The sequence below is a fragment of the Chryseobacterium panacisoli genome (assembly GCF_008274625.1).
In the GTDB taxonomy this organism is placed as follows: domain Bacteria; phylum Bacteroidota; class Bacteroidia; order Flavobacteriales; family Weeksellaceae; genus Chryseobacterium; species Chryseobacterium panacisoli.
In genome coordinates this window covers 885,862-908,987 of sequence record NZ_VTRU01000001.1, presented here as the reverse complement: position 1 = coordinate 908,987, position 23,126 = coordinate 885,862, and the positions used below count along the sequence as shown (strand labels likewise).

The following is a 23,126-nucleotide window of genomic DNA, read 5'->3' as shown; positions in this document are numbered from 1 at the left end:
TTATTAGGTTTTGGATTTGAAAAAATTAAGATCAGGACATAAAAAAGCCTGCCTTAAGGCAGACTCTAACTATTACTATATGAATATGAAATTTAAGGCATCTTTTTAAAACCTTCTGCTTTTATTTTCCATGAACCGTCTTTTGGAAAGCCAGGAAATTCGCCTTTGGAATTATCCCAGCCTTCGAGCATCATGGCAACAGCCGTTAAAATTCCTCCGTTTCCGGGAAGATAAATACGGAGACGTTTATCCTGGAAATTATGGCCGTTTTTAAGATAGGTATTAGTCTGAATATTCATGAAAAGAGCATCCAGAGCTTTATCCGGAAGCCCCAGTCTTGCAGCATTCATGGCTGTCATCGGGAAGTCCCAGCCCCAGGTGTGTTCCCAGTTCCATCTTTCCCAAACAATATCCAGTGTATTTTTCATGATTTTTTTATCCAGTTTCGGGGATTCTGGAACCATTCCTAACGCTCCCAGAACGGCGGGATGATCGGTCATCCATTTTGGAAAAGTGAAAGAATCTTTTGCGGATTCGGTTGACAAATAAACGCCATCCTGAACCGGAAGCGGGGCCAATTTTGCAATAACCTCATCCCATTTTTTATCTCTCGGCTGCCCCAATCTTTCCTTCCATTGTTGCGCAACTTTTAACGCCCAGTCCCAATAAGCCACTTCATAAGTGGGATTGTAGGTATCTTTTGCAGGGAAAACTTCCTGTGCCGGAATAACGCCTTTTCCGAGATTATAGCGGTTTTTTTCTTTATCATAATGAGCATAATCTGCCATAAAATCGGCTGTTGCAAAAATCAGGTCTTTATATTTTTCCAACACTTTTTTGTCCTGTTTATTGCGGTACAGAAGTTCGGTCATATAGATGATATGCGGCTGTTCCCAGATCAGGAATGCAGCCACAGAAGATGGGCTTTCATTTCCTTCATTATCAGACATTTTAATCCATCTTACCCCTTTGTAGCCTTGTCTTTCTGCTAATTTTTTTGCTTTTTCAAAAGTCCTGAAATAATAATCCAGCTGTTTTTCTAAAATGTCAGGTCTTCCCCACAAAGCGTAGTGAACACCATGCCACCAATGCATTTCTGTATGTGGCTTTCCGTACCAGCTGTTGAAGGTTAATCCTGTTTCCTGTGGCGGATTGCTTCCTCCACATTGCACTTTAGTTAAATATTCTGACAGAACAATCCTACGTTCCAGTTCGTTTGCTCTGGGGTCTTTACTTCCTTCAAAGTCAACTGCTGCACCGCTTTTCCAGAAAGATTCCCATCCTGAAACACTTTCTTTTTCTGCATCAGCAAATAGCGTTTTTCCGCTTTTCGGGTTTTTAGCTGAAAATTCAACGCTTAATTCTATTTTGTTGTTTTTTGAAGACGGTTCAAACACAAAATAATGTTTTCCCGCTTCACGTAATTTTCCTTCCGTAAAATAGAACTGGGTATAATAATCTGTACTCTGCAGCTTATGATAAATCACGCCTTGTGTTGATTGGGAAGAAACCATTCTTGTCGTATGATCGTTTTCATTGCCATAAAAAGCTGCATCATCCAGAAACTGTCCGGTAGGAGAAGGGTAGCGTGCGAAAACTTTTAACCTGTTTTGAGTAATTAAATCAGACTCAATTTTAACTCCGATTTTATCAGAATTCTGAAAAGAAGCTGTCCAGACTTTTACAGGGATTCCGTCCAGTGAAAATTCACTTTTTATAATTCCTGTCCAAAGATCAATTTTTTGATTAATGTTGGTAAGGTCTGAAATATTTGCTTTCTGACCATCTTTTTTAAGCAGTTCAATACCGATATTACCTAATTGCAGACGGTGTTTGTTGGCTCTGAAATACTCAACGGCTCCTTTATTTCGTTCAGGTTCTTTGAGTTGGACACTGTACATTGCTTTACGTCCTTCATTGTTGAAATCATATGCTTTTAATGTTTCCTCAAATGTATAATCTTTAGTATTTGGAAAGCTGTTCCAGCCCCATTCCGACTGAGTTCCCAAGGAAACTCCATTTTTGTAATATTCAGGAAACGACTGCATTCCGGTAATGTCTACTGTGTAAGCAAATTTTCCGTTTCCAACCGTTAAAGTAGAAAGGGTGTCGGCTTTTGTGTTGACTACATTGTGACGCTGCACTACTTTTTTCCGGTCTATTTTCTGAGCAGTTAATGAAGAAAAGCCTATCAGAAAAATTCCAAGATATACTGCTAATTTTTTACTCATATTTTTTTATTTAAGAATAGTGGCACTCATCAGTCCGATAACGACATCGTTGCTCACTGCTGTTAATTTTATTGATTTTAATTCTCTGCTTGGGTCAATCGGCAGATCCAGAATGGTTGCGGCGCCGCCTTCAACAGCCCGGCTGCTTACTCCTTTAATTTCTGAATATTTCGTTAAACTTCCCCCTTTGTACAATTCCCCGGTTTTCAGCTGTACCCGGTACGGAATTTTATCATCAGGAATTTCGAAAGCAAAATTATCATCAAAAAGATCCTGCTCGATAGGCCACCAGTTCACTGGATTTTTTAGTTCTAGTGCTGTATACGAACCGTCTGAATACTGAACCGTAATTATTCCGTTGGTAATTTGTGACTGCATCGGATTGGTAGAACCTGCCATCAGAAAATAGATTTTTCTTCCTTTTCCTGTAACAGGAATTTCAACCGATTCCGGAAAATTATCCCACTGGCTTGTAAAAACAATGTTCTTTTCTTCGTTATTAATTAAAAAAGGAATTCCTAAAAACTCAAGTTTCCCGTCTTTTCGTTTTTTCATCAGTCCGCTGTCATCAATTTGAGTCGTGGTCAGCGGATAACACCAGTTCCCGATTCCCTGCCAGGGAAGCTGTAGAGTAGGGACATTTAATCTTGGGGAAAGATATTTCTGATTGAAAATTCCGGTTACTCTCTCATTGTATTCTGAGGCTAATGAAACAGGGTTGAACGCGCCTTTATTTTCAATTTCCCAATCCGTAACTTCTACATTTTGCTTGATTCCATTGTATTCAAACTGAATAAAGTTGGTTCCCCTGTTTAAAACATTTGCTGGAATTTCAATTGAAGTATTTTGATTTTTTTGAATTGAAAAAGTTGTGTTTAAGTGATTAATACTCAATTTTCCATTGATTGTATTGGATGATCTAGACTGAATTTGCAGTTTTTTATTCGCCCATTTTATTTCTAAAGGAAAACGGATGTCAACATTTACAGGTTGCCACCAGGTTGTTCCGTTTTGCTCGACTTGCACGAAAAAGGTTCCTTTTCTTTCTTCTTTCACCAGATCAAACTGATTTCCGTTTCGGATTTTTATTAATTCCTGTGGATCATAAACCTGTTGGATCTTATTTTTTAGATCTAAATTGAGTTGAAGGTTTTCAGAAATATAAGCGACATAATCTGTCTTTTCCGTTTTTAATTCATCTCCCGAATACGAAATTTCAATGGCAAATTCTTTTCCTTTTTCTGTTTTTAACTTTACAAAAGGCTGTGAAATAGAATTTGGATGTATTTCAAATTGTACTTTTTTACCGTTTACGGTTACCGATCTTATTTTGGTATGATTCACAGGAATCAATACATCAAGCGAAACCGCATTTGCATAATTTGATTTAAACCAATAACTCGTTTTTTTTGAATTTCGGTTAAACTTAAATTCCCAATCCTGAAGCTTTAGCTCTGCAAAATTCCAGTCTTTGGGAAACCCTGGTTTTATATTGATTTTATTTTCTAATAATTTGGGATAAATTCCGAAGAGCCCTTCCGTTAAAGTTCTTGCAGCCACACCAATAGGATCGGCAAAATCACGGTACAATTCTCCCCGAAAAGCATCATAGTGGGATAGTTGCTCAAAATTCCCAGGACTGATTCCGTAATACATACTTTCGGCCAGATTGCCCTTCCAAAGTCGATAGGCCTCCTCATTTCTTCCTGCCTGCCAATATGCTAAAGCTGTTTGTAAATTCTCTGCCAGCGCCACATTGTTGATCGACCAATCATATGGCTGCCAGCTGGTGGTGGAAAGGGTGTAATAATCTTTATTAATTTCCCCTTTTACTGTTATAGGAATCTTCGGAATATGATTGTTAATGTACTGTGTGTTCTGATAATCTTCAAACTCATTTAAAATATAAGCATCCGAAACATGATAAACTGACCATATTCCGGGCTTGTCATGAAGAATATGATTCCCCAAAGCGTCTTTATATTCAGCAAAATACCCTTTGTTTTTAATCCAAAGCTCGTTTTTCATAGCTTTCAAAATGGATTCAGCTACTTTTTCGTACGGAGTGGAATCTTCGCCAATGATTTTCGCCAGTTTTGCCATTTCACGGTTGGCTCTGTAATTGTAGGCAGAAGTGTGGGTTACCTTTCCACCCGAATACTGCAAGGCATCACTCGCCCAGATTGCAGCATACGCATCGTAAAGGTCTCCCCGTTTGAAATTTCGTTTTTCCCAATCCATGTGACGAACCATTGTAGGCCACATTTTCTTTAAAAAGTCCACATCTCCTGTATAGTTAAAATGAGAAAATAGCTGGTCAAAGAAAACCAGATTCATGTCATAATGATGAGGTTTTGAATTGTCATTGGGATTTCTGGAAATATATCCGCTTGAGAATACTGAAGTTCCCATTTCTTCTTTGTGTCTTGCCAGATGTAAAAGTGTATCCATCTCAACGGGTGCTGAATCCGGGTTTAAAACCTGAGAATTGGAATAGCTTTCAAAGTGTTCTTTTGCACGGTCGTGCCAACTGAGAACATCCGCTGCATAAGCTCCCCGCCAGGCATTTAGCCTCATCCTCCAGGCAACTGCGCCATGAAGAAATGTCGGGCTTTCCCAAATACCATCTGCGGCGACGGCAAGAGTAGCTCCAAAGTTATTTAAATCCGAATCCGGAGTTTTTAATTGGATACGGTTGATTAATGATAACCGTGATTGTTCGGCTTCATTGAAAATATCCGCAAGATGTTTGTCTGAAAAGCTTTGATCTGATTTTCCTTTTTTAATCTGAATATATACCGGATTTTTTTGTGTTGAATATGTTGCGTAAATGACCGGAGATTTTTCTGCTTTATTTTGTGTGAAATCAGATAATTTTTCCAACGTTTTCGCATCGGTTAATTGTAATGAATGGGTGTTTGAAAAACTTCCGCTGATCAATTGGTTTTCTTTTTTCTTGTTTAAATAAGTAAGCTCAAATTGACCTTTATTGATTTGAAACTGGTTGTCTTCACAGTATTCCGGAAGCAAATAAAAACCTGATTCCGGGTCTGCGCCGATGTCGCCGTTTCTGCTGAATGTTTTTCCGCTTGCTCCACCATAAACTGCATAGATTTTTGTTGAAGGATCTATATTTTCTGTCTCCATTTTTAAAATCAGGCCTTCTTCTTTAGATTGCGCCAAAACTATCAGCTTTAAATTTCCATTTCCAAGAATCGGATCTTTAATGGTATACAACATCATGCCCGGACGGTAACGGGTTTCAATGGTATCAGCCTGAATTAATTTTTTAATTGAATCTCCTTTCTGAATAACAAACTGAAGATTACCTCCCATTCCGGGAAGATACAGCGCAAACTCCGGCAAATCTCCTGCTTCTACTCTTGAGGCGCGGTTGTTGCCATACAAAGCTCGGTTGAAGCGATATTTTCCGTTAACCAGTAAAAAATCGCCTTTGTCTTCTTTATAATGCAGCTCTCTTTCATTGTTTTGCCAGTGTCTGGATTGAGAAAAAGAATGTGAGTATGCAGATAAAATGATAAAGCCCGCTAAAATGGATTTTTTTTGCATTTTATTTTTTTAAATCAGTTAATGGCTGTCCGTTAACAGTCACGCTTTTCAGGGTGACATTTTTTAAGAAATCAACTTTATAAGGAATTTCAACATTGTTAATTTTAGCATTGATCATTGTAAAATCTGTTACCGGAGAAGATTCGTAGGCATCAGAAAGGATGGCATATTTTCCGCCTTTTTCAACAGTTAGGTTTTCCACCCAAATATTTCTGATCGTAGGGATGAAGTTACCCGGTTTTTCGTAATGCATATTGAAACGCACCGCAGCTTCTTTATAAGCGCCTACTTTTGTATTGTAGAAGAATACATTTTCGATAATTCCGCCCCGGCTTGAACTGGTTTTAATACGAAGTGCCCTGTCAAGGTTTTTACTGTCCATCACATTTCCAATGGCATAAATATTTTTTGCTCCACCTGCAATTTCGCTTCCGATCACTACGCCGCCGTGTCCGTCTTTCATTTCACAATTTTCGATGATGTGGTTTTCTGCCGGTTTGCCGATACCTCTTCCGTCTTCATCTCTTCCGGATTTTATGGCAATACAATCATCTCCTGTATCAAAATATGAATCTTTGATCCATACGTTTTTACAGGCTTCGGGATCAAAGCCATCATTATTGGGACCGTGGCTGATTACCTTTACTCTTTCAATCAAAACATTTTCACACAATACGGGATTAAGGTTCCACATTGGAGAGTTTTTCACCAAAACATCCGCCATATAGAAATTTTTACTCTTATAAGGCTGAACGAAATTAGGCCTCAAATAATATCCGTCACCGAATATTCTTTCTCTCGGGTCTTTCTTTTGAGCCATGTATTCATGCAGTTTTGCACGGGCAGGATTTTGTCTTCCCGGACGGGATTCGTTCCAGCCATATTTTTTTGCGCCACACCAGAACCACCAATGGTCGTTATCAGAGTTTCCATCCAGTGTTCCTTTTCCGGTTACAGCGATATTTTCTTCCTCGTAAGCATAGATCAACGACGAATAATTCATACATTCCATTCCTTCCCATCTTGTGAAAACAATAGGGTAGTCGTTACTATCCTGGCTGAAAAGGATTGTTGCACCCTCACTAACATGTAAATTCACATTACTTTTTAAATAAATAGCTCCTGTTAAAAAGATACCTTTTGGAACAACAACTCTTCCTCCGCCTTCTGCATTGCATTTTTCGATGGCTTTTTTAAAGGCTTCCGTATTTTTTGTTTTTCCGTCACCAATAGCACCAAAATCAGTAATCAAATAATCTTTTTGTCTGAAGCTGGGCTTTACAATTTGTTTTTTTAATGTATTGATTTCCTGTAAAGGCTGTTCCGAGGAAGTCCATGGTCTGTATTGCCCCGAAGCGGAAATTGATATGATGAATGCGAAAAGTAGTAAAGCGTATTTTTTCATAATGTTAGAAAAATATTAGTTTAAGAAAGAACATCAATATTAAAAATCTCTTTCTTTATCGCAATCTAAAACAATTATGATTAAGAATTATCCTGCACTGTCGGTATAAAATTCATTAATTGCATAAGTAACCCGAGGAATGCTTGGATGTTGTAGCAAAAACGGACGGATGATTCCACTCAGAAGTATGACTGCTCTTAGATTTTCCGGGATAACAATAAATGAGAAGCAATTGTTGGCTATATCCTGAAAGCTAATATTTTATGCAGAGAATTTTCAAACCAAAAGTAAGCAGTTCAATCAATAATACATTGTGATTAAGAGAAAGTTAGAAAATAAAAAAACCGACATCGAAGAGTGAAATCTTCAAATGTCGGTCTTGTGACCTCGACAGGATTCAAACCTGTAACCTTCTGAGCCGTAATCAGATGCGCTATTCAGTTGCGCCACGAGGCCTTGTGTTACCTTGTTGTTTAAAGGTTTGCAAATATAGCACTTTTTTCCGTTCTTTGAAAGATGAAACAAAGAATTTTACTTTTATTTACGGTTTTTGCGCTAACAGCTTGTAAAAGAGAATCAAAAATTTCGTCCTCAGATTGGACCAATATATCTGCCCGCACCCAATTTAAGGAACATGACGGTACCTTGGAGCTAAAATCGGGGAATTTTACCTATAATTTTAAACAAAATCAAACTCCATTCAAGAAAATAATCCTGTTGAATGCGAGTATGGCAGGGTATATTTCGGAGCTTGGAGCAGAAAATTTAATCATAGGAGTTTCCAGCCCAGAGTATGTTTATTCAGATAAAATTCAGAATCTGCTTAAAGAAGGGAAAATCCAGAACGTAGGAAGTGAGCAGAAATATGATGTAGAAAAAATTATCTCTATGAAACCGGATGCTATTTTTACCAATCATATTGCCAGCTTTGACAATACTTACGAGCTGTTGAAAAACAATGGTATTCAGGTAATATTTCTGGATGAGTATATGGAGCAGATGCCTTTGGAAAAAACAGCTTATATCAAACTTTTTGGAGAGTTTTTAGGAAAAGAAAGAGAAGCGGAAACGAAATATCAAGAAGTTGAAAAAAATTATAATGATCTGAAGAAGCTTGCATCAAAGGCTAAAGAAAAGCCTGTGGTACTTGCTAATGAAATGTACGGGGATGTATGGTATCTTCCGGGTGGAAATACTTCTGTTGCCCATTATATTTCAGATGCCAATGCAAATTATATCATGAAGGACAACAAAGATGAAAAAGCATTAACGATGAGTTTTGAAGAAGTATATGCCAAAGCTGGAGGCGTTCAGTATTGGGTGAATGCAGGTAGCCATACTTCAAAAAAAGAAATGCTGGGCATGAATCCTTTCTACGGAAAGCTGGATGTATTCAATAAAGGAAAGATATATACCATAGCAGGAAAAGAAAAACTGAAGGCCAATGATTTCTTTGAAAGTGGGGTGGTAAGAGCAGATTTGATCCTGAAAGATTATATTAAAATATTCCATCCTGAACTTTTACCGGATTATCAGCTTACTTACATGAAAGAATTGCAGTAACTCGGACTATTTGCTTATTTTTGCCTTTCCTTTTTATACAATTATGTGGAAAAAAATTAAACAGCTTATCTTCATCATTCTTGTTCTGAATGTAGTTTTTATTATCTGGGGCCGGTTTTTTAATCCGCCCATTACCCTTACCCAGATCGGAGGCCTTTTTGAATATGGAAAATTACACAGGGATTATATTTCCTATGACGAAATGGGAAACAATGTGAAAAAAGCAGTAATCGCTTCTGAAGATCAGAAATTCTTTGATCATGATGGCTTCGATTATACAGCAATCGAAAAAGCGATGAAATATAATGAGAAAGGCAAAAAAATAAGAGGAGGAAGTACCATATCCCAGCAGACTGCAAAAAATGTATTTCTTTGGCAGGGTAGAAGCTGGGTGAGAAAAGGGCTGGAAGCAGTCTATACTTTTATCATTGAAAAAGTGTGGAGTAAAGATATCATTCTTGAAAGATACCTGAATTCCATTGAAATGGGACAGGGGGTATTTGGGGTGGAAGCTGCTGCACAGTATTATTTTGGAAAATCATCCAAAGACTTAAGTGCTTCAGATGCAGCCTGGATTGCAGCAGTATTACCCAATCCAAAAAAATATGACCCCAAAAATCCGTCTCCCTATTTAAGAAAGAAACATAATTGGATTATGAGACAGATGAGGAATGTGAGTTTGAAATAGTATCTTTGTACTAATGAAATTCTTTAATTCCAGCATAAACTTTGAGTCAGTTCTTAAAAAATATTTTTCTTTTAAGAATGAAACCCTTTCTTTAGAACCCTTTGCAGAGTTTTTAGAGACCATTAAGGAAGCAGACTTTACAGATGTGCTCAATTTTTTCAGAAGCAATCCTAATTTTGCTGAGAACTTTAAGTATTATATCCACAATATCTTTAAAGGAAGACCTTTCAATCTTTCGTTGACGGAAGCTAATATTCTTTCAGAAAATGCCTTCTTTCCGGAACTTAAAAAAAGAATCCTGAATAAGGTCTTACCACCCGTTGAAAACGAAAAGACAGTGTGGTTTATGATTGATAATGTGAGTCTGAGGCCTAAGAAAGACCTGAGATATCTGCATAATCTTCCTGAAAATGAGATTGATGAATTTTTAAACATGATGGGAGCCTCAGATTTTATTCTGAAACCCAATGTGAAAAAAGAACTCATTTTTTCTATGAATATTCTTTCCTGGAGAGTTACGGGGATGGCTATGGAGGTGGAAGTGGTGAGAATGGCTCCGCAGTACAGAAATCTGGACAATCCGTTTCTTGCCCTTCAGAATGAGCTGGAAACATTAGCAGATGATCTGGTAAAAGACCCTGAACTTCAGCTTCACTCCAAAGACAGCAGATATAAGCAGATAAAAATCTACGCAGAACAATGCCTGGAGTTTGTGAATATTGCTTTTAAAAATTCTGCCAAATATGGTATTTCCGGAAAAATTAATCAATCCCTGCTTAAAATCCGCCAGCAGACTGAACGAATTTATGAAATTGTGCAGTTATTGGTCATTGATACCGATGAAGATGTTCTGATAAAATCTAAACAGCTGATCTTTAATATTCTGAGCTATAAATCTCATAAAAATAATATTTCTGATCTGATTAATGATAGTACAAGGCTGATTTCCCACCTTATTACCAATCATACCGCAGAAGCCGGAGCTCATTACATCACTTCTACCCGAAAGGAATATATGACGATGTTCTACAAGGCGAGCGGCGGTGGAATCATTGTAGGAGCACTTTGTGTTTTGAAAATGCTGTACGGGTATATCCCGGGAAGTGACTTTTCACACGCTTTTCTGTATTCGATGAACTATGCAATGGGATTCGTAATGATCTATCTGATGGGCTTTACCCTTGCTACGAAACAGCCGGCTATGACTGCTGCTACCATGACAAAAGTATTGTCTGAAGAAGGAAAGGCCCAAAGAAATAATACTGAGTTTGCCCATTTGGTATCCAAGCTATTCCGAAGTCAGTTTATTGCCTTTGTGGGAAATGTGTTGCTTGCTTTTCCGGTGGCGCTTGCCATTATTTACGGACTGGATGTATTTTTCTCACAAAATCTGGCAGTAGACAGATCAGATAAACTATTAAAAGACCTTGATCCTTTTAAATCAAAAGCGATTCTGCATGCAAGTATTGCAGGGTTTTATCTTTTTATTTCAGGAATTATTTCAGGGAATATCGGGAACAATTCCGTGTTTTACCAGATTCCGGAAAGAATTGCCAAAAACCTTTCTATCAGAAACTTTTTCGGAAAGAAATTTGCAAAAGGACTTTCAAAATACTATGCTAAGAACTGGCCTGGAATCGTTTCCAACTTTTGGTTTGGTGTGTTCCTTGGAGCAACAGCTCCGGTAGGAATGTTTTTCGGACTCGATTTAGATATCAGGCACATCACTTTTGCAGCGGGTAACTTTGCATTGGGATTGTATGGAAAAGATTTTTCAGTAGATTCCTATACTTTCTGGATGTCTTTTGTAACGGTTTTCCTGATTGGTTTCTTCAACTTCCTGGTAAGTTTCAGTTTATCCATGTTCCTGGCATTCAGATCAAGAAAGATGAATTTTGGACAGGTAAGTGAGATCTATAAAGAAATTTTCAGATATTTTACAAAGCATCCGCTGAAATTTTTCCTGCCATTAAGTTCCAGATTGGATAAAAAAGCAGATGACCTGATGAGCAGTACTATTTCTAATAAATCAGAAGAACATTAAATAAAAATAAAAAATGCTGCCCTTAGGTAGCATTTTCTATAGGAATATATCTCTTGTCCTTATAGTATCTGAAGGTCATTAAATTTCTCTTCCCCGAATTTATCCTGAAACTTTTTAAGGTAAAAGCTTTTTCGCAATTTAAAATCATGCTTCAGTAAAGGAGAATCAATTTTAATGATGATGCATTCATTTTCTATATTGACACTTCTGATTTCCTTGAAAAGGCTCTCATCAAGATATTCTTCAAGAAAATCTTTAATGTCAAATGCTATAAGTTTATGTTCAAAGCCATAAATTCTGGCAAAAGACTTCACCAGTTCGGAGGATTGATATTCGCGTTTTTTCTTCTTCATACTATTTTTTCTCTTCATATTCAGTTGTTAGCCCCTTACTTTTAAAAAACTTTTGCAAATCTGGATAAAGATACTCACAAGTTTTGAAAGGATCTAGAATATTTCTGGGCGAAGATTCAATTCCTGAGCATTCAAAACAAATTTCGAAATAAGCAAAAATTTTATCATCTTCATCATAGAATAATATTGCATTTCTTGGAAAGAAACAACCACTGGAGGAAACTGATTTAAAATAATACTTATCACAGGTATTGTAGATTACATCGGTGAGCTCAGAAATCTCAGACAATGTTAAAGTTCTGGATTCCTGAATGCCTGCAAAGATAGATTGTTCAATAGCTTCTCTTAATTCAAACTTTGTATTTTTTTTAATACTATCATAATATTTTGCAAGTCTAATGGAGTCTTCCTTCGTTTTTGACGGTGGCGGGGGAGTTACATAAGAATTGGCAGTGCTTCTTTTTAAATTCAGATTATAAGAAATGATCTTTACCTTAGTTGCTTTACTAAAAGGAAATGCAGCTATTCTCTTATTGAGAGGTGTAGGGCTGAAATCCTTTCTAAGCTCGCCGTCTTTAAAAGAGTGATACTCCGCTAGTAGATCTACATGTTTTTTCTTTTTCTTCTGCCCGTAAGAAAATAGAAAAAGCCCTGAAAATAAAAAGATGAGGATTTTTGCTGTCATATCTCAAATTTCAAACGCATCTCGGAACTCGTACCCCGTATCCCGAATTACACTTCAAAAATAATACTTTCTTCGTTGATTTTCTTTACCACACTTTCAGTTCTTTCCCTATGAGTATCGGTAATGAAGATCTGTCCGAAACTTTCACGATTAACAAGTTCAATCAACTGTGAAACTCTGGTATCATCAAGTTTATCAAAAATATCGTCAAGCAATAGGATAGGCGTCTTTTTTGTGAGTTCTTTCACAAGACTCATCTGAGCCAGTTTTAAAGAAATCAGGAAAGATTTTTGCTGTCCTTGCGATCCAATCTTCTTGATCAGAACATGATCCATTTCAAAAAGAAGATCATCCTTATGAATTCCTTTTGAAGTATAGGTGAGCATACGATCTCTTTCGATGCTTTCCTTTAAAAGATTTTCAAAAGAATCTTCCAGCAAATGAGATTCATAAATAACAGATACGGTTTCTTTCCCACCGGAAATAATTTGATAAAAATTCTGAACAATCGGATTGAGCTGTTCTACAAACGCCTTTCTTTTCTTAAAAATTTTTGTCCCGAATCTGGTGATCGGATCATCATAAATTTCCAGAGAATCCTTATCCCATGTTCTGTTTTTGGCAAAATATTTCAGTAAAGCATTTCGCTGCTGAATTGTCTTCTGATATTGGATGAGGTCAAAAAGATATTCTGAATCCGTTTGAGAAATCATAGAATCCAGGAACTTTCGTCTGCTTTCCCCGGAATCTGAAATAAGATTAGAATCATAGGGCGAAATCATAACACTTGGAAGGTATCCGATATGATCAGCAAGCCTGTCATAGCTTTTGTCATTTTTCTTGATTACCTTTTTAGCTTCCTTGGGCTGGGTAATTCTGATGATATCTTCGCTGTCTTCATTCTGAATTTCAGCATCAAGAGTAAAGAAATCTTCTTCTTTTTTAATATTATTGACATCTGTATTCCCCAGGAAACTTTTTCCTACGGACAAATAATGCAGAGCATCCAGAATATTGGTCTTTCCCACACCGTTATTTCCCACAAAACAGTTGATTTGTGGTGAAAATTCAAATTTTTTCTCAGAGTGGTTTTTGAAATTGTAGAGGGAAAGCTTTTTGATAATCATTCGTCAAAAATACTCCATTATTAGTAAAAATAAAAAAGGAAGTGCCGAACAAGTTTCCACCCCGAATGAGTAATAAGCGTCATCTCTTTTATTATCAGAGAAATAGATAAGAATATAAGTTACGATGCTTGTCATAAAAAAAGCAAGAGCATATTCTAATTCAAGGTAGAAAATTGAGAGTATGCTGCTGATGAAAACAAGTGCGTAGGCAATGTATTTGGTATTTTCTACACCTATCAGCATAGGAAAGGTTTTTACCGTATCACTATTCATATCCCGGATATCAAAAGGAAGCACAAGTGCAGTGATAAAGAAAAAGCTGATCAGGAAAATGGGAATGTTGAAATCCGGAAGGGTAAGCCAGCAATTCACCAGTGCCCACACCAGTCCTACATAGAAAACTTTAAGCAGAGGGATTTTCCGGATATAAACATCGAGAAAAAAGCTATTATAAAGCAGTCCCAATACGACAATAATAAACCATTTCAGAAGTCTTATTTCATTATGATTATGAATGATTAAAAAAGCACATGTGATTCCGGCTATTGCATTTACGATGACTATTTTAAAAAAATGTTTGGTGTATTGATATTTAGTATACAAATAACCACTGAAATAAGTGATGAAAATTAATGCAAAGGTAGGGAAACGGAATGTGTTTTGCTCTTTCATGAAAAATACTGCAAAAAGAGTTCCCATAAGAGAGACATAAAGTTGGCTGTCTATGACAGTTTTTTTCAGTATTTTTAAAATGTTCATTTATCAAAATTAATATATATGAAAAGATTTTCCAAGATTTTTATGCTTTTGCTTGTAATGCTAAGCTTTTCGATGGTATCCGCACAAAAATATTACGATACCCAATGGAAAAAAATTGCTGAAAACAGCACGAAAGGAGCTTATAAATCTAATCTTCCCATTATTTTAGACATACAAAAACAAGCCATGAAAGAAAATAATGCCTTTGAACTGATCCGTTCTCTGAAAGCGGAATTCAGTATTGTAAACCAGACGGTGGACGATGACCAAAATGATTCCGCTTCCCAGTTTTTTAAAAAACTTAAAGATGCAGAAGGCAAACTAAGCGGGGAAGGCAAATTGGTATACAAAGTTTTACTGAATGGTTTTTTCATGGATCATTACAACCAGAACTCATGGAAAATAAACGGAAGAACCAATATCAATTCTCAGGATGTTGCACAGATTGAGACCTGGAGCAAGCTTGATTTTAAAAATTATTTAACAAAAAGCTTTCAGGAACTTGATCAGGAAAAACCTGAAATGAGAAAGATTTCTCTGGGAAAATATAAAAACATATTTTCCGGAACAGGTGATATAGCCTATTTTCCAACATTGTCTGACTGGTATGCGATAAAGAAAGTAGAGTTTTTATCTGAAAACAACATTTTTACAAAAAATGAACTGACAGCCAACCGTACTGCGATCAATGCCATTTATGATGAACTGATTGCTCAGAATACCGGAAATGTAAAGCTGTACTTCATGAAAGAGAATATTACAGAGAATTGTAATTTCAATCACTGTAAAGATAAACTGGAACAACTTCAGAATCTTTTGAAATCTAATGTAGAAGGAGATTATAAAGTGATGATTATGGGAGAAATCATGGATGAACTTGTAGGCAAGAAGAAACCCAAAGAAGCTATTGCAATGGCTGCACAGGCCAAAAATGAATATCCGAAATCTCCATTTATTGAGAATATCAAAAGTAAAGAAGCTCAGATTGTAAATCCATATCTGACCTTAAAATATGAAGCACAGACTCAGAATAACCTGCCGATTCATTTTGTTGCACAATATCAGAATGTATCAGAATTTACCCTGAATATTTATGAAGTAAAAGATGATTTTACCTCGTTGCTTCAATACGTTCAGAACTCTTATTCCGATACTTTCGGGAAACTAAAAAAGAATCTTGTAAGGAAAGAAACATTCCAGCTTCCGGATCCTAAGGATTATCAGAATCACAGAACTTCACTGGAAGTGAAACCACTTCCTTCAGGAGTATATGTAGCAGAATTTACGGTTGCCGGAGCCGACATGAAAGATTCAGATTCCAGACAGAATCTTTATTTTCTGGTGTCCGGAAACAGAATTATTTATCAGTCTAAAACAGAAAGAAACCCTCTTTCTGATGAGTTGAAGCTTGTTAATAGTGAAAACGGAAAACCAATAACCAATGAAGGGCTTAGATTTTATGAATTTGTTTCCAATAAAACATTAAATAAAATTGAGGGTAAAACCAATGAAAATGGAGTATTTAAATTCCCTTCTACTGAAAGTAAAGACTACTACCGGACTTTCCTGATCCAGCAGCCTAAGACCAATGATTTCCAGATCATGCAGATTTATGGAAACAGAGGGGCTGCTGAAGATTATAATCCTAACAAACAAACCCGTTCAACGGCTCAGATCTTCATAGACAGAGGTATTTACCGTCCCGGGCAGACTGTTTATTTCAAGGTGATCAATACGAGACAGGAGAAAGAAGTTGAATCTGTTCTTTCAGGATTAAAACAAAAAATAACTTTATTAAATACCAATAGCGAAGAGGTTTCTTCCCAGGAATTTACTACTAATGAGTTTGGTTCTTATCATGGAAGTTTCATTCTTCCAAAAGGGAAACTGAACGGTAATTTTTATCTTAGAATAGACGGTGAAAGCCAGGGATATAAAAACTTCAGAGTAGAAGAATACAAAAGACCGAAATTTGAAGTCACCTTTGATCCAGTAAAGGATGAATACAAATACGGACAGACTATAGAGCTGAAAGGAAAAGCAGTCATGTTCTCCGGTGTTCCGCTGAACAATACCACAGTAAACTATGAAATTAAGAAGCAGAATATCAGATGGAGATATTTCAGCTGGTATCCACAGGACAATGATAATGAAAACTCAATTCTGGGCGAAGCGAAGACCAATGAAAAAGGAGAATTTACGATTCGTCTGGAGCTTAAAAAAGATGAAAAACTTGAAGGGATACAAATTGATAACTATGCCATCAATGCTTCTGTTACAGACATCAATGGAGAGACACAGACTGCCAATACGCAGTTGAAAGTAGCTTCCGTTTCTCACTATATTCAGGCAGAAAATATCAACAATACTTTTGCAGATGAAAATGTAAAGGTAAAGGTAGAAACCAAGAATTATAATGATCAGAATCTTAAAAAACCATATCAGGTTAAGCTGTCGAAACTGACTGCTCCAGACAGAATTTTTAGAGATAATTTTAAATCTGATGTTCAGAATCTGCCTAAATATTCAAAAGAAGAATTCATCAGCAAATTTCCGCATGATCTGTTTGATAAAAACGATGAAATCAAGAACTGGAAAACGGAAAAAGTATTGGTTGAAAGACAACAGCAGCCATCCACTGATAATTCACAGCCTGCAACCAATCTTGATTTAGGAAAACTGGAAGCAGGAGATTACCAGCTGGAACTTTTCAATATCGAAGGGAAAGACACGATAAAAAGTGCTCAGTATTTCAGTGTTTGGGATAAAGCCTCTTTAAAACCGGCTCAAAAAACATTTCTTACTGTTATCGCTCCGAAAGAAGAATTATCAAGAGGAGAGAAGGCTAAAGTGTATGTGTTCTCAGCAATTCCTGATGCATTGGTCAATGTTTTTGTACAGGACGGATCCGGAAAAACGGTTTCAGAAGTTCATCAAATGAAAAAAGGAATATTAGAATATACAGTTGAAATTCCTAAAGACAAAAGTGTATCCACACTGAATCTGCAGTTCCAGCTGGTTGCATTTAATGATGTGAAAACAGAATCTGCAGCTTTAAATATAAAAGACACTGAAAAGCCTTTAAAAATTGAAACGGTAACCTTCAGAGATAAACTGGAACCGAATTCCAAAGAAAAGTGGACGGTAAAAGTAACCGGAAATGATAAAGAAAAGATCAATGCTGAGGTATTGGCCAACATGTATGATATGTCTTTGGATCAGTTTGCCACAAATAGCTTTAACTGGAGAAAATTGTACACTCCATTTGTGATCGTTACTTCTTATGGGATCAACAATTATCTGCAACAGCAAAACTATCAGAAAAGACTGAGATATTTTGAAGACAGATATGTGCAGGTTCCGCAGTTTAACTGGTTTGACGGCGACTTTTATTCATTGCAGGGGAATGCTGCAGGAGTGGTAATTCAGGAAGGAGTGAAGTCACCGGCTTATGCATTACCGCCATCACCTATTGCAGGAGCTAAGTTTAAAACTGCCAGAGCATCTGTTGCAAAAGAAGTTGTAATGAACGAAGCGGTGGACGCAATGGCAGCTGATGCAGATGGCGTTTTAGATAAAGACGATCAAGAAAAAACACTGGAAAAAGTAGCGGTCCGTCAAAATCTGAACGAAACGGCATTCTTCTATCCGGATCTGAAAACCGATGCGGAAGGAAATGTAAACTTCGAGTTCACTTCTCCGGAAGCGTTGACTAAATGGAAGCTGATGTTCCTTGCGCATACTAAAGATGCAAGAGCAGCCACATTGGAAAAAGAAGTGGTAACGCAGAAAGAATTCTCAGTAACGCCAAACTACCCAAGATTCCTGAGAGAAGGTGATGAACTGAATCTGCAGTCGAAGTTATCTAACCTTACCGATAAAAAACTGAACGGGTCTGCAGAGTTACAAATTCTGGATGCCTTTACCAATGAAAATATTTCTTCAAAATTTGGAATGAGTTCAGGAGCACAAAACTTCAGTTTAAATGAAAACGGAAGCAGTGCATTAACATGGAAACTAAAAGTTCCGGACAATGTTTCCTCTGTTATTTTCAAAGTAGTTGCCAAAGCGGGGCAGTATTCTGATGGTGAGCAGCAGGCGATTGCAGTGTTACCAAACAGAATGCTGGTGACAGATGCTGTTCCTGTTTTTGTGAAAGAAGGAGAAACCAAAACATTTGTATTGGATAATCTTAAAAATAATACCTCCACAACAGCTTCAAATGTTTCCAATACGTTGGAACTGACAACCAATCCGATCTGGGAGATTATGTTTGCACTTCCAAGTCTGAAAAATGATCAGAATAACTCAGCAGATGTAATCTTCAATAAATGGTTTGCAGATGTGCTGGCTTCAGAAATATTCAAAGCTAATCCGAAAATGAAAACGGTTTTTGAAGAATATCAGAACAAAGGATTATTAAAATCAAATCTTGAAAAAAATCAGGAATTGAAACAACTGCTACTGGATGAAACTCCTTGGGTGCTGGAAAGTAAAAACGAAGAGGAGCAGATGCAGAAATTGGCTTTACTATTCGATGTCAATACAATGAAAAATTCTGTCGGTCAGAATTGGGATGAATTCAAAAAGCTGCAAAATCCGGATGGTGGATTCTCATGGTATCCTGGTTATCCGAGTTCATACGGAACATCATTGTATATTCTTAAAAACTTAGGGAAGATCAACTCTTGGTTAAAAGACAATGTAAAAGACTATCAAAGTGCCGATCAGAATGCTGTTACAGCCAAACTGATTCAGTATGTAGATAATGAGGTGAATAAATATTTTGATGCGAAGAAAGGCAATGTATGGAATAACTGGGCTATGGATTATCTGGATACCAGAAACTATTGGGAAAAACAATATCCATTAAAAGGAAAAGGTGCAACCCTGAAAACGTTAGTAAAACAAAAAGCGAAAACAGCTAAGATTACAGATTTCACATTCTTCGGACTTCACCGTGCAGCACTGTTAATGAATGATTACGGTCTGAAAGAGGTGTCTGATAAATTGATGACTTACCTTAAAGAAACCTCTACAGATACAAAAACACAAGGTGTTTACTGGAAGCAGAATCTTAATGACTGGGGATGGTTCGGTTCAAAAGTGGTAAACCACGCCGGAGCATTGGAAGCGTTCAACAAGTTAAAATCTAGCGATCAAAACTTTATTGAAGATATGAAAATCTGGCTGGTGACTCAGAAGGAAGTGAACTCATGGGGAAGCTCAAGAGGTACGGCAGAAGTGATCTTTACTATTCTTAATTCTGGGAAATCATGGACAGGAGCTGAAAGTGATAAAGCTACTATAGTTTGGGGAGGAAAAGAATTGGTCCCTCAGACACAAGCTGCAGGATATGTGAAATCAACAGTGAAGACAGAAGCTGTAGACAAAAACCTAGCGACTGTAACTGTTACAAAACCTGGCCCTGGAATTGTTCAGGGAGGATTGTTCTGGCAGTATTATGAAGATCTCGATAAAATCAAATCTTCCGAAAATTATATTTCCGTGACGAAAGAACTCTATAAAAAAGTGAAAACCGTAAACGGAGAAGAACTTCAGAAAATATCTTCCGAAACCCCGTTGAAAGTAGGGGATAAAGTAACTGTAAGAATGATTCTGAACACAGACAGAGCCATGGAATTTATCCATATCAAAGATATGCGTGCAGCAGGATTTGAACCTGTAGATGTATTATCCGGATATCAGTGGAAAAATAACCTTGGATACTATCAGTCAACCAAAGATGCCTCTACCAACTTCTATATTCAGTACATGCCGAAAGGAAAATATGTTTTTGAATATGATGTGGTGGCCAATGCATCAGGAAAATTCTCCAACGGAATGACTACGATGCAGAATTACTATGCACCGCAGATGAATGCCCATACAAAAGGAAGTAATGTAATAATATCAGAATAATCTATAAAAAGACTGCAGTAAAAACTACTGCAGTCTTTTGTTTATAGGTTTAACAAAATAGAATTAAATCGAAAAAACCAAACAATTGTTTAATTTTGGAATGGTTTTTGGAATGAGGTTAGTATAAATTAAAAAAATTATAAAGATGAAATTTTCTAAAACTTTAATTACAGGATTGGTATTGATGGCTGGAGTAAATGCTTTTGCACAAAAGAAGGCAGAAAAGTTTGAAAAACTAGAAATTGAAATGTTCCCCAAAGCTAAAGAAGGATATAAGCAAGTATATATTCAGCTTCCCATAGCAAAAAACGAAAACGATTTAAAAGTTGAACTTTTTGTAGGTGCTGAAAAAATGTTAGACTGTAACAAGTATTTCCTGATGGGAGAAATGAAAACTCAAGATCTTCAGGGATGGGGCTACAACTATTATGAAGTAGAATCTAAAGGAGAAACTGCCGGAACATTAATGGGATGTTTGGATAAAAAACTGACTAAAAAGTTTGTTACCCTAAAACCTGAAACCGTAAGATACAACAGTAAACTTCCACTGGTATTCTATGTACCGAAAGACATTGAAGTTCGTTACAGAATTTTACGTCCCGATGCTGGCATGAAAAAAGCCGTTCAAAGATAAATCAGCTTATTATAATTATACAGAAAACTCCTCACAGCAATGTGGGGAGTTTTCGTTTTTTACTAGTACAATTTGGAATTAATTGAACGTGTAGTTTGTCACTCCGTAGGAATCCAGCTTCCAAAATTCAGAATCAATTTTTATTTATATTGTTATGATTAACTATAGGTTCTGGTAAAAGAAAATTCCTATTGATTAATTTCCCCATTAAAACACCTTTGCGAACAAGTTTAAACCGATTCATAATGCATTTGCAGACATCGCGTTGTAATATAATTTTTGGCTAAAGCCGATAGAAATTTGATCTTTTATAAAACGGACTAAAGTCCGTTCCTATTGAATATTGTTTCTCACGAATTTTGCTAATTGAAAAGATTGTAATTTTCGGTGTCTCTCCATCCAGGTTTGTCATTCCGTAGGAATCCAGATTTTAAAATTCAGAATGAAAAATACCATAGATGGTTTTTTCCGGTTAAATTCTCTGTTTTCCTTTATTTCCTCATAAAAACACGGCGAAAAGAGAATGGAAAAAGTAGAGTTAAATTTTTTTTCAAAGTTTTTTAGTTTTTAATTAACATTTAAACGGTTGGGGCAAAACTTTATTTTATAAGCTTTTAAACTTAAACATATTTTAAACTTACTTTAAATTCACCATATTGTAGAATTATCTTGAAGGATTTTACTTTTTTTTGCATTATATTTGTTGTAAACATAAACCATGAAAAACAATTTATTGATTTTTACGTTTAGTTTTTTTGCTTTCCCCGCTTTTGGCTGGGCACAGTCTGCGCCGGATTTTAAAGAACTTCTGGATAGTGCTATGGTTCGGGACTCGAATCTTAAAATGCAGGTTACCCAAAACAAACTTACCGATCTTGACGAACACAAACTGAAAGACGTCTTTCTTCCAACTCTGGAATTGAGTGGTAAAGCCGGCTATCTCAACGGGACAGCAAGACTTACGTCACCGGAAATCAATCTCGCTCCCTTTATCAATATTCCGGAAGGAGCTTTTAACAATAATTTCAATGTATCAGGATTTTCAGGTATTGCCAAGGCAGATGCCAAAATGCTTCTGTATTCTGGAGGAAAGGTGAAATATATGAAGAAAGCGGTTGAAGAAAAGAAAAAGTCTGAAGATATCCTTTTGGAGAAAACAAAAGATGAGGTGATTGCCACTATTTCTAAAGCGTATGATCAGCTGGCTTTGATTCATCAGTCCAAAAAAGTGCTGGATGAAAGTAAAAAAAGACTTGATATCAATAGAAAAACAGCAGATAAAGCACTTGGTTATGGTTTGATTACTCCTTACGATCATAAGAAAATTGAACTTGCACAAGCCACCTTAAATGCAAAAATGGTAGAATATGAAGGGAAAAAGGAATTGCTTCTTACCCAACTTTATATTTTAACAGGAATTGACAGAGAGAGACTCAGAATGATTGATCCGGTCCTATCTCCTGTAGAATTGCTTGCCGCAGAAAAAGGAATAGAACAGAGAGCGGAAATCCGTGCACTGGAACACGGCATAAGTGCAGCAGACTATAAAATAAAAGCTGAAAGAACATGGATGATTCCTAAAGTACAACTGATGGCTTCCGCTTACTATATCGGATTGTACGGAAATAGAATCAAGTCCTCAGAAAACATCATTCCGGCAGTTCCGCTACTTGGATATGAAGGAAAAAAACTGGACTGGCGGCCTAATAATATTAACGTGTTTCCTTTGATTACGGCAGGAGTGGGTTTTAAATGGGAGATTTTTGACGGTAAAGAAGGAAAACATGCTGAAGAAACAGCTAAAGTCGGAAAAGAAGTATTACAGAACCAGAAAGAAGATGCACTGAAAAAACTGACATTGAATCTGGCTAATAATCAGACCAATTATGATATCGCTTCTGCTCAGATTGCCTTAAAAGCTAAAGAAAAGGAACTGGCAAAAAATGCACTTGTACAGGCAGAAAAAGAATTCCGGTACGGAATGAGCAAATCCTCTCAGCTTATTGATGCGGAAAGTGATCTTGAAGCTGCAGAACTTGAATATCAGAATGCCATTTTCAACCAGAGAAGAGCGGGAATAGAACTGATGAGATCTACTCAGGAACTGGATATCACCAAATTTTATTTAATCCCTTAAAAATTTAA

The 23,126-nt window shown here is 36.7% G+C and carries 13 protein-coding genes and 1 tRNA gene; 6 read left to right on the top strand and 8 right to left on the bottom strand.

The annotated features are described in order from the left end of the window. Nucleotides 1-92 precede the first annotated feature (92 nt). The 4 genes from FW781_RS04285 to FW781_RS04270 form a co-directional block, all read right to left on the bottom strand. A complete protein-coding gene (locus FW781_RS04285; RefSeq protein ID WP_149386276.1) occupies nt 93-2,231 on the bottom strand; it encodes a hypothetical protein in 2,139 nt (712 codons plus the stop codon). Between the two features lie 6 nt (nt 2,232-2,237). After that, nucleotides 2,238-5,801: a DUF4450 domain-containing protein gene (locus FW781_RS04280; protein ID WP_149386275.1), complete on the bottom strand. Its 3,564-nt coding sequence runs from the start codon at nt 5,799-5,801 to the stop codon at nt 2,238-2,240. 1 nt (nt 5,802) lies between these two features. Next, nucleotides 5,803-7,206, bottom strand: a complete 1,404-nt coding sequence (locus tag FW781_RS04275) for a glycoside hydrolase family 28 protein (protein WP_149386274.1) — start codon at nt 7,204-7,206, stop codon at nt 5,803-5,805. 382 nt (nt 7,207-7,588) lie between these two features. Continuing rightward, nucleotides 7,589-7,662: transfer RNA gene (locus tag FW781_RS04270), tRNA-Arg, on the bottom strand. A gap of 60 nt (nt 7,663-7,722) precedes the next feature. Here FW781_RS04270 and FW781_RS04265 point away from each other — a divergent pair. Genes FW781_RS04265 through FW781_RS04255 form a run of 3 tightly spaced genes read left to right on the top strand, consistent with a single transcriptional unit; the run spans nt 7,723 to nt 11,501 of the window. After that, complete coding sequence (locus FW781_RS04265; RefSeq protein ID WP_172625660.1) at nt 7,723-8,769, top strand: ABC transporter substrate-binding protein; 1,047 nt, start codon at nt 7,723-7,725, stop codon at nt 8,767-8,769. 43 nt (nt 8,770-8,812) lie between these two features. After that, nucleotides 8,813-9,457, top strand: coding sequence for a monofunctional biosynthetic peptidoglycan transglycosylase (gene mtgA, locus FW781_RS04260; protein WP_149386273.1), 645 nt, complete (start codon nt 8,813-8,815; stop codon nt 9,455-9,457). Between the two features lie 13 nt (nt 9,458-9,470). Next, nucleotides 9,471-11,501, top strand: a complete 2,031-nt coding sequence (locus tag FW781_RS04255; protein WP_149386272.1) for a recombinase — start codon at nt 9,471-9,473, stop codon at nt 11,499-11,501. A 59-nt stretch (nt 11,502-11,560) separates the two neighbouring features. Here FW781_RS04255 and FW781_RS04250 read toward each other — a convergent pair whose 3' ends face one another. The 4 genes from FW781_RS04250 to FW781_RS04235 are packed head-to-tail and all read right to left on the bottom strand — an operon-like array spanning nt 11,561 to nt 14,425. Then, nucleotides 11,561-11,854 (bottom strand): hypothetical protein, encoded by a 294-nt coding sequence (locus tag FW781_RS04250; RefSeq protein WP_149386271.1) that lies wholly within the window; start codon nt 11,852-11,854, stop codon nt 11,561-11,563. 1 nt (nt 11,855) lies between these two features. Beyond that, nucleotides 11,856-12,539 (bottom strand): hypothetical protein, encoded by a 684-nt coding sequence (locus FW781_RS04245; protein WP_149386270.1) that lies wholly within the window; start codon nt 12,537-12,539, stop codon nt 11,856-11,858. 47 nt (nt 12,540-12,586) lie between these two features. Next, nucleotides 12,587-13,666 carry a DNA replication/repair protein RecF gene (recF, locus tag FW781_RS04240; RefSeq protein ID WP_149386269.1) on the bottom strand — a complete coding sequence of 360 codons (1,080 nt, stop codon included), beginning with the start codon at nt 13,664-13,666 and terminating at the stop codon, nt 12,587-12,589. Nucleotides 13,667-13,669: 3 nt separating this feature from the next. Next, complete coding sequence (locus FW781_RS04235) at nt 13,670-14,425, bottom strand: UbiA prenyltransferase family protein (protein ID WP_149386268.1); 756 nt, start codon at nt 14,423-14,425, stop codon at nt 13,670-13,672. An 18-nt stretch (nt 14,426-14,443) separates the two neighbouring features. Here FW781_RS04235 and FW781_RS04230 point away from each other — a divergent pair, with 18 nt between their 5' ends. From FW781_RS04230 to FW781_RS04220, 3 genes are all read left to right on the top strand, one after another. Further along, complete coding sequence (locus FW781_RS04230; protein ID WP_149386267.1) at nt 14,444-20,347, top strand: alpha-2-macroglobulin family protein; 5,904 nt, start codon at nt 14,444-14,446, stop codon at nt 20,345-20,347. A gap of 145 nt (nt 20,348-20,492) precedes the next feature. Next, nucleotides 20,493-20,981, top strand: coding sequence for a serine protease inhibitor ecotin (eco, locus tag FW781_RS04225; RefSeq protein WP_149386266.1), 489 nt, complete (start codon nt 20,493-20,495; stop codon nt 20,979-20,981). Between the two features lie 718 nt (nt 20,982-21,699). After that, entirely contained in the window at nt 21,700-23,118 is a 1,419-nt protein-coding gene (locus FW781_RS04220; protein WP_149386265.1) for a TolC family protein, read from the top strand. Nucleotides 23,119-23,126 lie beyond the last annotated feature (8 nt).